Origin of the sequence: Leclercia sp. Marseille-Q4284 (genome assembly GCF_916618945.1) — a bacterium.
GTDB lineage: Bacteria > Pseudomonadota > Gammaproteobacteria > Enterobacterales > Enterobacteriaceae > Enterobacter > Enterobacter tamurae.
Window position 1 is genome coordinate 2,837,253 of record NZ_CAKAKG010000001.1, and the last position, 13,652, is coordinate 2,850,904.

The 13,652-nt window shown below is 59.1% G+C and carries 10 protein-coding genes; 2 read left to right on the top strand and 8 right to left on the bottom strand.

Translation table 11 applies throughout. The features are described from left to right. The first annotated feature begins 14 nt into the window (after positions 1 to 14). The gene (locus tag LG383_RS13455; RefSeq protein ID WP_225759354.1) at positions 15 to 1,259 is read left to right on the top strand and encodes a mechanosensitive ion channel family protein; all 1,245 of its coding nucleotides are present in this window, start codon (positions 15 to 17) and stop codon (positions 1,257 to 1,259) included. Between the two features lies 1 nt (position 1,260). Here the strand turns inward: LG383_RS13455 and LG383_RS13460 are convergent, their stop codons facing one another. From LG383_RS13460 to LG383_RS13475, 4 genes are all read right to left on the bottom strand, one after another. Continuing rightward, positions 1,261 to 2,241, bottom strand: a complete 981-nt coding sequence (locus LG383_RS13460) for a LacI family DNA-binding transcriptional regulator (protein WP_225759355.1) — start codon at positions 2,239 to 2,241, stop codon at positions 1,261 to 1,263. Positions 2,242 to 2,316: 75 nt separating this feature from the next. Continuing rightward, positions 2,317 to 3,459 carry a Gfo/Idh/MocA family protein gene (locus LG383_RS13465; RefSeq protein WP_225759356.1) on the bottom strand — a complete coding sequence of 381 codons (1,143 nt, stop codon included), beginning with the start codon at positions 3,457 to 3,459 and terminating at the stop codon, positions 2,317 to 2,319. After that, complete coding sequence (locus tag LG383_RS13470; protein ID WP_225759357.1) at positions 3,452 to 4,477, bottom strand: sugar phosphate isomerase/epimerase; 1,026 nt, start codon at positions 4,475 to 4,477, stop codon at positions 3,452 to 3,454. Before LG383_RS13470 ends, LG383_RS13465 begins: the two co-directional genes overlap by 8 nt. Positions 4,478 to 4,491: 14 nt before the next feature. Then, a complete protein-coding gene (locus tag LG383_RS13475; protein WP_225759358.1) occupies positions 4,492 to 5,730 on the bottom strand; it encodes an MFS transporter in 1,239 nt (412 codons plus the stop codon). A gap of 472 nt (positions 5,731 to 6,202) precedes the next feature. Here LG383_RS13475 and LG383_RS13480 point away from each other — a divergent pair, with 472 nt between their 5' ends. Continuing rightward, positions 6,203 to 6,502 carry a helix-turn-helix domain-containing protein gene (locus LG383_RS13480; RefSeq protein WP_225759359.1) on the top strand — a complete coding sequence of 100 codons (300 nt, stop codon included), beginning with the start codon at positions 6,203 to 6,205 and terminating at the stop codon, positions 6,500 to 6,502. A 34-nt stretch (positions 6,503 to 6,536) separates the two neighbouring features. On the opposite strand, the gene pheP is transcribed toward LG383_RS13480, so the two are convergent. The 4 genes from pheP to LG383_RS13500 all read right to left on the bottom strand — a co-directional run bounded on the left by pheP (position 6,537) and on the right by LG383_RS13500 (position 13,460). Then, on the bottom strand, positions 6,537 to 7,931 hold the full coding sequence (pheP, locus tag LG383_RS13485; protein WP_166181786.1) for a phenylalanine transporter: 1,395 nt from the start codon (positions 7,929 to 7,931) through the stop codon (positions 6,537 to 6,539). A gap of 103 nt (positions 7,932 to 8,034) precedes the next feature. Then, entirely contained in the window at positions 8,035 to 10,008 is a 1,974-nt protein-coding gene (locus tag LG383_RS13490) for a PhoX family phosphatase (protein ID WP_225759360.1), read from the bottom strand. Positions 10,009 to 10,127: 119 nt separating this feature from the next. After that, positions 10,128 to 12,314: a TonB-dependent siderophore receptor gene (locus LG383_RS13495; protein ID WP_225759361.1), complete on the bottom strand. Its 2,187-nt coding sequence runs from the start codon at positions 12,312 to 12,314 to the stop codon at positions 10,128 to 10,130. 63 nt (positions 12,315 to 12,377) lie between these two features. Next, positions 12,378 to 13,460, bottom strand: coding sequence for a YncE family protein (locus LG383_RS13500; protein WP_166181783.1), 1,083 nt, complete (start codon positions 13,458 to 13,460; stop codon positions 12,378 to 12,380). Between the last annotated feature and the right edge of the window lie 192 nt (positions 13,461 to 13,652).

A 13,652-nucleotide genomic window follows, 5' to 3' on the forward strand; every position in this document is an offset into this window, starting at 1 on the left:
ATACAGGAGACGTTATGCAGGAGTTCATTTCTCTGGTCGAAGAGACAGGTATTGAAATTAATCACACCACCTCCCTCGCGATCATTTTTGGCATTATTTTTCTTACTGCACTGATTATTCATTTTATTCTGCACAAAGTGGTGCTGCGGGCGTTCGAGAAACGCGCCCAGGCCAGCAGCCATTTATGGCTACAAATCATTACCCAGAATAAGTTATTTCACCGTCTGGCCTTTACCCTGCAGGGGATAATCGTCAACGTTCAGGCGGCATTGTGGCTGCAAAAAGGCAGCGATGCGGCGGAAATACTCACCACCTGCGCGAAGCTGTGGGTGATGGTGTACGCCCTGCTGGCCTTCTTCTCGCTGCTGGACGTGATTTTCAACCTGTCGCAAAAGATGGCCACCGCCTCGCAGCTGCCGTTGAAGGGGATCTTCCAGGGCATCAAGCTGGTGAGCGCCATTCTGGTAGGCATTCTTATTATCTCCCTGCTGATCGGCCAGTCCCCCGCCATTCTGATTAGCGGCCTCGGCGCGATGGCCGCGGTATTAATGTTGGTATTTAAAGATCCGATCCTCGGACTGGTGGCGGGCATTCAGCTCTCGGCCAACGATATGCTCAAGCTCGGCGACTGGCTGGAGATGCCGAAATATGGTGCTAACGGCACGGTGACCGATATCGGCCTGACCACCGTTAAGGTGCGGAACTTTGATAACACCATCACCACCATTCCGACCTGGGCGCTGGTTTCCGACGCCTTTATCAACTGGAGCGGGATGTCAGCCTCCGGCGGGCGGCGGATTAAGCGCAGCCTGAATATTGATACCACCAGCATCCATTTTCTCGACGAACAGGAGCAGCAGCAGCTGATTCAGGCGAAGCTGCTCAAGCCCTATATGGCCACGCGACACGAGGAAATTACGCTATGGAATCAGGAGAATGGCGAAGGAGAATCGGTGCTCAATCTGCGCAAGATGACCAATATTGGCACCTTCCGCGCCTACCTGAATGAATATCTGCGCAACCATCCGCGTATTCGCCAGGATATGACCCTGATGGTGCGGCAATTAGCCCCGGATGCCAACGGGCTGCCGATTGAAATATATGCGTTTACCAACACCGTCATCTGGGCGGAATATGAGGCGATTCAGGCCGATATTTTCGATCATATCTTCGCGGTGATCGATGAATTTGGTCTGCGCATTCACCAGACGCCGACCGGAAACGATATTCGCTCCCTGGCCGGGGTCCTGGCGAAATAACTCAGGTGCTGGCGCGGAAAATAAAGTGCCAGTTCATCATCACCCGCTCGGTGGGCGCATCGGGGTTATCGATTTTATTCAGCAGCAGATCGACCGCCTTGCGCCCGATATCCCGCGACGGCTGCTCGATGGTGCTGAGCTGCGGGGAGACCATCTCCGACAGCTCGGTGCCGTCGAACCCGACCACTGCGATATCCTGCGGCACGCGTAACCCGGCCTTCTCGATGGCGCGTAACGCTCCCGCCGCCAGGGTGTCAGACACCGCAAACACCGCATCCGGGCGCGGTTCAGCCGCCAGCAGTCTGGTCATCGCCGCCATCCCGGCCGCCGCGCTGAGGTCGCTGGCGTACTCAATGACCTGATACGACAGATCCCGCAGGTGCAGGACGCTTTTGTAGCCCCGCTCGCGCAGACGGGCATATTTGTAGCTCAGGTCGTGGTTGATCAGTGCAATCCGCTGACGCCCACCGTCCGCCAGACGGCTGACCACGTGCTGGGAGGCGTCGACATCGTTGATCCCGACGCAGGAGACCGCCCCGGCATCGGCGTATTCGGCGCACTGCACCCAGGGCGCATCGCCAATCAGCGCCGCCAGTTCGGTGAGGCGGGTAAAGGCATCCATGGTAATAATGCCGTCGACCATTTTGCCGGTCAGCAGGCTCAGCCCCGAGCGGGAGCGTTCAATATCGGAGCCGGAGTTGCACAGCAGAATGCGGTAGCCGTTTTTCTCCGCCTGCTCCTCAATACCCTTCACCACTTCGGCGCAGAACGGGTTGGCGATGTTGGAGACCATCACCAGGATCATATAGCTGCGCGAGGTGCGCAGTTGACGAGCGAGAAGATTGGGCTGGTAGTTAGCCTCTTTAATCGCCTGCAAGACGCGATCGCGGTTTTTGGCTTTGACGGTATCGCTGTTATTCAGCACGCGCGATACCGTCGCCACCGAGACGCCCGCCAGTTGGGCGATTTTCTGAATTGACATAGCGACGAGTGATCCTGCAGTTAGCGTTTGCAGCAGGCTACCATAAATTTGCTGCCCGGCGTACCGGGCAGCCTGTTACTGCGCGACGCTGACCCAGCGCTGCTGCTGATCGCTTTTTACTATCGCGTCAATGATATACATCACGTTCGCCCCGTCGTGGAAGGTGGCAAACAGCGGTTTTTCCGGCATGGCCCCCGCCTGCACCGCGCGATAAAACTGCGCCATCATGTTCTTAAAAGCGTCCGGCCAGCCCTCGATGTGGCCGCCCGGAAAGTGGGCGCTGTCGGCCACGTCGCGGTTCATCAGGCCCGGATCGTCCGTCAGAGTCTGATTGGCCAGGGCGCGATGCCCAACCCACAGCTGCTGAGGCACCTCCTGATCCCAGGCCACAGAGCCTTCGCTGCCGTTGACCTCGAGGCTGAGGCGGTTTTTCCGTCCGGCGCTGACCTGCGAGACGGTAAAGCTGCCTTTGCTGCCGTCGTCGAAGCGGAACAGCACCGAGCCGAAATCCTCGGTGGTGACGGGCTTGTCTTCATATACCGCATCGCCCGCCTGGCTGAAGGTCTGGTTCCCGGCCACGTTGGCCTTGCGGGTCGGCCAGACGATAGAGAGGTCGGCCATCACCTCGGTGATGCGCCGTCCGGTGAGGAACTGAATGGTGTCGCACCAGTGGGAACCGATATCCGCCACCGCGCGAGACGCTCCCCCGAGCGTCGCGTCGACCCGCCAGTTGTAATCCGTTTCCAGCAGCATCCAGTCCTGTAGATAGCTGCCGTGGGCAGCGAACAGTCGCCCCAGCGTGCCCGCCTCGACCATGCTGGCCGCCTGACGCACCATTGCAAACTGGCGATAGACAAAGCTCACGCCGTGCACCACGCCCGCTAGCTCCGCCAGGGCCACCAGTTCCCGCGCCTCGTCCGGGGTCATGCACAGCGGTTTTTCCGAGAAGACATGCTTCCCGGCGCGCAGGATCTGGCGGTTGATCTCCGCATGCAGATGATTTGGCGTGCAGTTGTGCACCACGTGCAGATCCGGGTGGGCCAGCAGGGCGTCCACGTTGCCATAGGCGTGAGGAATGTTCAGCGCCCGGGCTTTCTCTTCGGCCTGCGCCTGAGAGCCGTCGCACAGGGCGACGACCTGCACAAAGCCGAGACGGCGCAGGGCTTCGATGTGCGCCGGGCCAATAAAACCGCTGCCGATAATGCCGACGTTAATCATGAAGTTCTCCTGCAGCGAAATCGTCAAACGCCCGATCGGAAACCGGAATAATGTGGCGGGAGATAAACTCGCGACCTTCCCGCGCCCCGGTGTCGCCATCCTTCAGGCAACACTCCCACTCCAGCACTGCCCAGCCGTCATAGTCGTACTGTGTCAGCTTGCTGAAGATGCCCTTGAAGTCGATCTGTCCGTCACCGGGGGAGCGGAAGCGTCCGGCGCGGTTGATCCAGCTCTGGTACCCGCCGTACACCCCGCTGCGCCCGTTGGGGCGGTACTCGGCATCCTTGACGTGAAACGCCTTGATGCGGGTGTGGTAGTGGTCGATAAAGGTCAGGTAATCCATCTGCTGCAGCAGCAGGTGGCTTGGATCGTAGAGGATATTGCAGCGCGGATGGTTATCCAGAAGCTGAAGGAAGCGTTCGAAGGTGACGCCGTCGTGCAGATCTTCGCCAGGGTGGATCTCATAGCAGACATTCACCCCTTGCTCGTCGAAGGCGTCCAGAATCGGCCGCCAGCGGCGGGCCAGTTCATTGAAGGCCTCTTCAAAGCGCGCCTCGTTATGCGGCGGCCAGGGGTACATGAACGGCCAGGCCAGCGATCCCGAGAAGGTGGCGTGGGCGGTTAACCCGAGCCGTGCCGAGGCCACCGCCGCCTTTGTCACGATATCGGTAGCCCACGCCTGACGGGCGGCCGCGTTGCCGCGCACCGCCTGCGGGGCAAAGTTATCAAACGCCTCGTCGTAGGCCGGGTTAACGGCGATCAGCTGCCCTTCGAGATGAGTGGAGAGCTCGCTGATGACCAGCCCGTGCTCCGCCAGCTTGCCGCTGATGTCGTCACAGTAGGTCTGACTTTCAGCCGCCAGTTCCACGTCAAAAATTGCCTTATGATTGCAGGGAATTTGCAGTGCGTTGTAGCCCTTCTCCGCGGCCCAGCCTGCCAGCCCGTCGAGAGTGTTAAACGGCGGTTGCCCACCGATAAACTGCGACAGAAAAATTCCCGGGCCTTTAATCGTCCTCATACCACCTCCAGAAATTACGCCTTGTCATCTTCATATTTGAACGAGACAAGGAAAACGAGTGCAATCACGGCAGCAGCCACCGCCGGGATCCACCAGAATGTTACCCACGCCTCGGGCACGGGTTGCCCGGCCACCAGACGGTTGTAGAGCGCGCCAGAGATCTGCGAGCCCAGCAGCATACCGATACCGTAAGTGAACATCACGATCATGCTCTGCGCCTGGCCTTTTACCTTTTCGCCCGCCACGCGGTCGGTGTAGATAAAGCCCACCACAAAGAAGAAGTCATAGCAGACGCCGTGCAGCAGGATGCCGAGGTACAGCAGAATGCGGCCCTCTTCACTCACGCCCATGGCAAACATCGCGTAACGGACGAACCACGCCAGCATGCCGATCAGCAGCATGTATTTCACGCCCAGACGGCGGAACAGCAGCGGGATCACCAGCATAAAGAAGATTTCAGACATCTGGCCGAAGGACATGGCGGTACTGACGTCGGCAATACCGGCATCCGCCAGATAGGAGGCGGTGTAGGCGTAGTAGGTGCCCAGCGGCACGGAGATCAGCATTGCGCACAGGCAGAAGATAAAGAAGTGACGGGTTTTCAACAGGGCAAAGGCGTCGGCGCAGAACAGATCGCGTATCTGCACCGGCATCCCTTTGGCCGGGGCTGGCGTATGCGGCAGCGTCAGGCTGTAGAGCGCCAGCAGAACGGAGCTGGCCGCCGCCACGTGGAAGATGGTGACGCTTGCGGCCACACCGGTGACGCCGATAAAGATCCCGGCCACAATCCAGCCAATGGTGCCAAACACGCGAACCACCGGGAAGGTCTTGTCGACATTCGCCAGGCTGTGGAAGGCGATGTTGTTGGTCAGCGCCAGGGTTGGCATATAGCAGAGCGTGTAGCCGAACAGCAGGCCGATCAGCAGCGCGCCATTTTCCGCGATCAACGCGCCCGGTACGAACCACAGGATCGCCGCCCCGGCGAGGTGCATCACCGCCATCACCTTTTGCGAGGCGAAGAAGCGGTCCACCAGCATGCCGAGGACGAACGGCGACAGAATCGAGGCGATCGGCCCGGCGGAGAAGGCATCGCCGATCAGCAATGACATGTTGTGCTGGGTCATCACCAGACCGAGGGTCACCGACCAGCTACCCCAGATAAAAAATTGCAGGAACATCATCAGCGACAGGCGCGGCACCAGCATCCGGTGCTGCCCTATCACCTTTCCACTACTTTCAGTTGTTGACACCATGATCATCCCCACCCTTAAAAAGTAATCGATTACAAACCGTATCAAATGAAAAGTAATCGATTACAAAATAAAGATCCTGTGAGTTGATTGAGAAGTGCGAAGGGGGTCACGATAAAGATGAGGATAGGTGCGGAGAGGTGCCGGGTGGCGCTGCGCTTACCCGGCCTACAGTTCGACTATGTGCTCGCATTTATGCCATGTGGCGCTGCGCTTACCCGGCCTACAGTTCGACTATGTGCTCGCATTTATGCCGTGTGGCGCTTCGCTTACCCGGCCTACGGTTCTACTATATGCTCGCATGTGTGCCGGGTGGCGGCTGCGCCTACGGGTTTTGTAGGCCCGTGCAAGCGCAGCGCCGCCGGGCGTTGCAGTTATAGCCTTTTGGCTATAACGTTGAAAAGCGATTCTATAAACAGATGATCGTCATAGCTGACGCTGAATTCAGCAGGTATCTGGCAAATCAGGAGGCCAAATGGCAACGTTAAAACAACTCATGGCCCAGCAGAGTGAAGAAAGTCAGGAGCGGATTGCCGCTAAAGTTGAGGAGCTGCGTATTATTGTCGCGCTGAATCAACTGCGTGAAGAACTCAATATTTCGCAAACTGAGCTTGCCGCCGCGATGGGGGTTAAACAGCCTACCGTTGCAAAGATCGAACAGCCTGATAATGACCCCCGCCTTTCAACGCTTAAACGCTATGTTACTGCTCTGGGGGGCGAAGTGAGTATCGATGTCACCCTGCCGACCGGTAAGCGGGTGGCGTTTCATTTTTAACAAAATGGCCTGCAATCGCAGGCCATTTTCAGGATTAACTCGCCTTCCGCCGTGACAGTTTGAACGCCGCAAACAGGAACACAATCCACACCGGCAACAGAATGGCCGAGGTGCGCATGCCGTCCATGGTGCACATCAGCACCAGGATCATCGCCAGGAAGGCGATACAGATGTAGTTCCCCGCCGGGTAGAGCAGCGCTTTGAACTGGGTCTCACGCCCTTTGCGACGCATCGCCGCACGGAAACGCAGGTGCGCCAGGCAGATCATGATCCAGTTCAGCAGCAGGGTCGCGACCACCAGCGCCATCAGCAGGCCAAAGGCTTCGTGCGGCAGCAGGTAGTTGACCAGCACCACCAGGGAGGTGATGCCCCCGGAGAGCAGCAGGGAGTTCACCGGCACGCCGCGACGGCTGACGCGGGTTAAAAACTTCGGCGCGTTGCCCTGCACCGAGAGGCCAAACAGCATCCGGCTGTTGGAATAGACGCCGCTATTATAGACCGACAGCGAGGCCACCAGAATCACAAAGTTGAGCGCCGAAGCCACCACGTTGCTGTTCAGATCGTGGAAAATCATCACAAACGGGCTGCTGTCGGACTTCACTTCCACCCACGGGTAGAGCGCCAGTAACACCACCAGCGAACCGATATAGAACAGCAGAATACGGTACACCACCTGGTTGACCGCTTTCGGGATACTTTTATGCGGATCCTGCGCTTCGGCGGCGGTAATGCCGATCAGCTCCAGCCCGCCAAAGGAAAACATGATCACCGCCAGCGACAGCACCAGCCCTTTCCAGCCGGTGGCGAGGAAGCCGCCGTGCTGCCAGAGGTTGTCGATGGTTGCCCGCTCACCGCCGTGTCCGGAGAAGAGCAGCCACAGGCCAAAGCCGATCATGCCGATGATCGCCAGCACCTTGATTAAGGCGAACCAGAACTCGGTCTCACCGTACAGGCGCACGTTCACCAGGTTAACGGCGTTAATGATGATGAAGAACACCGCCGCCCAGATCCAGGTCGGCACGTCCGGGAGCCAGTACTGCATATAGATGCCCGCAGCGGTCAGCTCTGCCATGCCCACCAGCACGAACATCACCCAGTAGTTCCAGCCGGAGAGGAAGCCGGCAAACGGGCCCCAGTATTTATAGGCAAAGTGGGCGAAGGAGCCGGACACCGGCTCTTCCACCACCATCTCGCCGAGCTGGCGCATGATCAGAAAAGCGATAATGCCCGCGATGGCATAACCCAGCAGTACGGCCGGGCCGGCCATCTGAATAGCGGGGCCGATGCCGAGGAACAGCCCGGTGCCGATGGCGCCACCGAGGGCGATAAGTTGAATATGTCGGTTCTGTAAACCACGATGCAGCGTCGGTGTCTGTTCCGACGAGGCTTCAGCAACACCATTGCCTGAAGCGGATGACGCGTTTTTCACGTCTGACCCCTGTCTCTTTTTATAGAAGGGGCACCTTTTAACACTTCAGGCAGACGGGAGCAAGTTAAACGCCGGGCAACGGTTGCTGCCCGGCGGGAGGCGATCACGAACCGATAATGCCGCCGTCCGCTCTGGTGATGACCACCGTCGAGGCGCGGGGACGCCCTTGCGGATTGTTGTCCGGCCAGTTAGAAACGGCGCGCGGGTTAGCCGGGTCGGTAATGTCGTCCCCGCCCTCCCCCGGATGCTGAATATTAATAAACAGCGTGCGGTTGTCCGGGGTGAAGGCAATGCCGGTGATTTCGCAGCCGCGCGGGCCCGTCAGGAAGCGGCGATACTCGTTGGTGCCCGGAATGGTCGCCACCATCTGGTTATTGCCCATCCCCTCATACGCTTTCTTGTTAATGGTGCTGGAGGAGACGTCGGTCTGGATCCAGAGCACGCCCTGATGGTCAAACGACAGGCCGTCCGGGCTGCCAAATTCGGCCCCCCTCATGCTGCCCTTCGCCTTTTCATCCGCGGTGTCCGTTCGTCCGGCCAGCACCAGGATGTCCCATTTGAAGCGTAACGCCGCAGGATCGCCGCCCTCTTCGTGCCAGTGCATAATGTGGCCGAACGCGTTGTTTGCCCGCGGGTTGGCCGCATCCACCGGCGCTTTGCCCTCTTTGCCGCGATCGCTGTTGTTGGTCAGGGTGCAGTAAACGCTGCCGCTGTTATGGGGATCGACCGCAATCCACTCCGGACGATCCATCTTCGTCGCCCCCACGGCGTCGGCCGCCAGACGGGTTTTAACCAGCAGATCGCCCTGGCTTTCGAACCCTTTGCTCTTATCCAGGCCGTTCTGGCCAAACACCAGTGGCAGCCACTCGCCGGAGCCGTCGTCGTTGAATCGGGCGACGTAGAGCGTGCCGGCGGTCAGCAGCTGCAGGTTGGCGTCGCGATCCGCCGGATTGTATTTATTGTCGGAGACAAATTTGTAGATGTACTCAAACTTCTGGTCGTCGCCCATATAGGTGACCACGCGCTTATCGGCGGCCAGGGTGACGGCGGCGCCTTCATGCTTGAAGCGCCCCAGCGCGGTGTGCTTGCGCGGCGTGGAGTCCGGGTTGTAGGGATCGATCTCGACCACCCAGCCAAAGCGATTCGGCTCGTTGGGCGTTTTGTCAACGTTGAACCTGTCGTCCACTTCGCTCCAGCGGTAGGATTCATCGCTGTCGCTGATGCCGTAGCGCTTCTCCAGGGCGTTACGCTCGCCTTTCTTAACGAAAATATCTGACCAGTTCTCTTCGCAGGTGAGATAGGTTCCCCAGGGGGTGTAACCGTTGGCGCAGTTCTGCATGGTGCCCAGCACCCGCTCGCCCTGAGGATCGGCGGCGGTTTTCATCAACGTCTGCTGACGCGCCGGGCCGGTGAGCTGCATCGGGGTGTTCACCGTGATGCGACGGGCAAAGCCGGAGGGACGCACCACTTCCCAGTCGCTGCCGCTCTTTTTCACTTCGATAATCGACACGCCCATGGCGTTCTGGCCTTTGCGCGCTTTATCCAGGTTCCAGCTGGCGGTACCGTCGGTAAAGAGCATGCCGTTGTCGATGTACTCGTGATTCATCGCCAGCAGGCCGTGACCGGGATTCTCCTCCCCTTGCGGCAGGCTAAACCACGCCATGCCGTCATGGTGCATGCCCGCCTGCGCCGCCTGCTCGTCCGCCGTGTTGCTGGCGTCAAATTTAAATTCAGGCATATTCCCCTTGATGCCGGTGGCATCGCCCCAGCGGTAGAAAGGCCGCGCGATATAGCCCTCGGGCACCCTGACCGTATCGTCGGTAGAGACCGGAATGCTGGTAAAGCCGAGCGAGACCGCTTTGCTCAGGGCTGAAGGCTGTGAAACCGCGGCCAGGGCGTTTTCAGGCTTGAGTAAAAAGGGGAAGGAGGCGGCGGCACCGGCAACGGCGCCCATCTGCAAGAAACGGCGGCGGGAGAGGAACATCTCCGCCACGCTGGAAAATACCGGGTTAGCACTGGGATTGCTGACATCGTCGCGATGTTCTTTTTTAAATACGGACTTAAGAGGTTTACCCACGATGGCTTCCTGTCTTTAGGCTAAGAAATGACAAAGTGGGAACACTATAAGAACAATTGATTACATTTTTATAACAGTCGAGAGGTGGGGCATCCCTGCCCCGATAACGAGGGTCGAACTCAGAACTCGTAGCCGACGGAGACCTTAAAGGTGCGCGCCTCACCCTGGAACAGGTAAGTGCCGCCGTCATCCACGCTTGACCAGTAGTTCTCGTCGGTGACGTTTTCAATCCCGGCGCGAACGGTCATCTGGTTCCGATCGTTGTTCACCGCGAAGCGATAACGCATGCCCAGATCCAGGGTGGTGTAGCTGTCCAGCTTTTTGCTGTTGGCCAGATCCGCATACTGCGAACCAGAGTGGTTCACGCGGGCGATGGCGGTCAGACCATCGACCGGCTTGATGTCATACTCCGCGCCGAGCACGCCGTAGAACGACGGGACGCCAATGGCGTCGTTGCCCTGGTTAACCCCGTTGTTGGTTTTGGTCAGCTCCGCCTGCAGCCAGGTGGCGCTGGCGTTCAGACGCAGGCCCAGCATCGGCTCGCCAAAGACGTTCAGCTCCACACCGCGGTTACGCTGCTCGGCATCCAGACCGTAATATTTGGTCTGGCTGTCGAGAATGGCGGACGGCATTTTGATCTCAAACAGCGCCAGCGAGCCGCCCACGCGACCAAAGTCGGCCTTCACGCCCACTTCGTTCTGCTTAGAGTGGACGATACCGGTGCTCTGGCCGTAGTTGATCGCGGTGTTAGGCGCGGTTTTACCCGGCTGCAGCGCCTCGGTGTGGTTGGCATACAGTGAGATCTCGTTCCACGGCTTGTAGACTACGCCATAGGTCGGCATCCAGCGGTCGCCGTCGAAGCTGTCGCCCGCGTTTTCGATGCCGGTCACTTTGTTATAGCCGCGGATCACCACCTTCTGATGACGGGCCCCGACGGTGAACAGCAGTTTGTCATCCAGCACGCCGAGGGTATCGCTCAGCAGCCAGCCCTGGGTGCGGGTGCGGCCGCTGGTCAGCGGATCGCTGTAGTTACCGCCCGCCCCGTTGGAGTTGGTGCTCGGCGGCGCATCCACGCCGGTGTTGTGGTAGATGTTGGTCACCGGGTTATCCTTCGCCGCTGACATCTTCCACGCAATTTTCTCGTTTTTGGTCATCGCCGAGTAGCCGACGTTAACCTTGTGGGTTACAAAGCCGGTGGCAAAGTTACCGCGGATGCCCGCCATGCCGCTTACGCTGTCGCTGATGCGGTTGGTATCCAGGCGGGACGCGGTGGCTTTGCCGCTCTTGTCGACCAGCTTCGCCCCGCTGTACAGCCCCTCTTCATGGGCGTGCTGGGCACCGAGACCGGTATAGGCGGTCCAGCTGTCGGTGATGTCGTACTCGCTGCGCCACATGCCGAATTCGTTTTCGATATTGCTGTAGGCCCATTTCTGCGAGTAGTTGCGATCGTTTTTCGGCGGCTCAGGGACGAAATCCACCCCGGAGATGTTGACCCCGGTCTCGGAGCCGTGGAAGGTTTTCTTCTGATACCCCATATCCACGGAGGTACGGAAATTCTCCCCGGCATAGTCGAGGCCGGTGGAGAGCAGCGTGGTGCGACGACGGTCGTTGGCGACCGGCGCTTCGCCTTCACGGTGCACCACGTTGACGCGGGCGCCAAACTGGTCGCTGTCGCCGAAGCGACGACCGGCATCAAGGGTGGAACCGATCTGCGAATCTGAGGTGTAATCGACGCCCACTTTCGCCTGCGGGGTTGCACCCGCGTGTTTTGGCTCAAGGTTGATCATCCCGCCGACGCCGGAGCTGGCCGCGCCGTTCATCAGGGAGTTAGCGCCTTTGAAGATCTCAATTCGCTCCACCATCTGCGCGTCCACCACCTGACGCGGCAGCACGCCGGAGAGGCCGCCGAAGGTCATGTCATCCCCGTCGAACTTCAGGCCGCGAATGCGGTAGCTTTCCGCGCTGTTGCCGTAGCCCTGCACGGACTGGACGCCCGCATCGTTCGCCACCACGTCGCCAATGGTCCGCGCCTGCTGATCTTCCACCAGTTTGGAGGTGTAGCTGATGATGTTAAACGGCACGTCCATCGCATTTTGCTGACCGAGCATCCCCATGCGTCCGCCGTTCGCCACCTGCCCGTCAAGGAAGGCCGGCACCAGCTGGTCGCCGCCGGATTTAAAGTCGCTGGCAGCGGACTGCACCACGATGGTCTCTTCTTTTTTGCTCTCTGCCGCCACGGCGGAATGAGCGATTGCACCAATGGCGAGGGCCAGCAGCGTTTTGTTCATTTTTCTGGTGTGGTTCATGATTAACTCGTTCAAAGTACGCGCAAAATGGCCCGTTTCCGGGCCTTAATTGTTATGGGGAAATTATTTCAGGGCGATACGCACAACGCTGTCCGGCCCGTTGGTGGAGTGGTCTTTGTTGAACGCCTGTTTAACGGTGACGTACAGGGTCTGACCGTCCGCCGACAGCAGCAGGCTGTTCGGGTTCGGCGGCAGATCCCAGCTCTGCTTCACGGCATAGGTCTTAGCATCGAGGCTCAGCAGCTTGCCGCTTTCGCGCTGGGTGATGTACAGCTCGTTACGCGCCGGGTTGAATTTCACCCCCATCGAATCGCCGACATCCAGCTGCTTGATCAGCTCGCCGGTACGGATATCCAACACCAGGGTGGTTTTGGCCTTCGAGTTGTCGGTCACGAACAGGCGACCCGTCGCGTTGTCTTCCGCGAGGTTCAGCAGCAGCGCAGGTTTGTCCCCGAGCGGCTTCCAGCGTTTTTCGATGCGGTTGCTCTTAGGGTCGAGCACCAGGATTTCACCCCCACCGTTCGCCACGTAAATGCGCTGGGTTTGCTCAGACCACATCAGGCCGGTGACCCACTGGCCCGCATTTTTGATGGTCTTTTTCAGCTTCAGCGTGTTGGCATCTACCACCCAGATCACCGCCGGATCGGCGACGCCGCCGATATACAGCACGTCGTTATGCAGCAGCACCTGACGCGCGCCGTACGGGTAACCCTCTTTGTTGCGCTCGGTAAACAGCAGGCGTTTTTTGACCTTGCCGTCAGCGGTGCTGATGGCGCTGATCCCACCGTCCAGCGAGTTAGTGGCATAGAGGGTCTGACCGTCTTCAGAGAGTGCGAGGGCGAAGTTTTTCAGATCGGTATGGCTGCGACCAATGGTCTTCAGGGTCGTTGGATCGAGCTTGTAGACCACGCCGCCCTGCACGTCCTTAAAGCCTTCTGAGCTGGCAACGTACAGCGCATCGCCTTTCGGGCTCAGCACCATTTCGTACAGGCCATCCGCCAGATCGCGTTTTACCACGTTGGTTTGCGCGGGGGCGGCAGGTTTCGGGGCATCGGCAGCGGGCGCGGTTGTCGCCGTGTGCTGTGCGGCGCAGCCGCTAAGGGAGACGGCGACAAGCAGCGCCAGGGCGGACAATTTCTTGGTCATCAGGGACATCCTTTACCGTGCAAATCAAATTTGAGGAGGACGCCTGCGTCGCATAATGGTTGCGATTATGGTTAGGGTTTCAGGCCGTCAGGCCAGTGCAGCGTCCACCGATAACACTCAGTGTTCCGTGTGAGATCTGCACTCACTGTTGATGCGGGATAGTCCCTACGCGCCCGCAAACACTAAAGAGAA

Coding starts and splice junctions, on each gene's coding strand:
- LG383_RS13465 (WP_225759356.1), bottom strand. CDS start 3,459: ATGATTAACGTCGGCATTATCGGCAGCGGTTTTATTGGCCCGGCGCAC.
- LG383_RS13475 (WP_225759358.1), bottom strand. CDS start 5,730: ATGGTGTCAACAACTGAAAGTAGTGGAAAGGTGATAGGGCAGCACCGG.
- LG383_RS13455 (WP_225759354.1), top strand. CDS start 15: ATGCAGGAGTTCATTTCTCTGGTCGAAGAGACAGGTATTGAAATTAAT.
- LG383_RS13480 (WP_225759359.1), top strand. CDS start 6,203: ATGGCAACGTTAAAACAACTCATGGCCCAGCAGAGTGAAGAAAGTCAG.
- LG383_RS13470 (WP_225759357.1), bottom strand. CDS start 4,477: ATGAGGACGATTAAAGGCCCGGGAATTTTTCTGTCGCAGTTTATCGGT.
- LG383_RS13460 (WP_225759355.1), bottom strand. CDS start 2,241: ATGTCAATTCAGAAAATCGCCCAACTGGCGGGCGTCTCGGTGGCGACG.
- LG383_RS13495 (WP_225759361.1), bottom strand. CDS start 12,314: ATGAACCACACCAGAAAAATGAACAAAACGCTGCTGGCCCTCGCCATT.
- LG383_RS13500 (WP_166181783.1), bottom strand. CDS start 13,460: ATGACCAAGAAATTGTCCGCCCTGGCGCTGCTTGTCGCCGTCTCCCTT.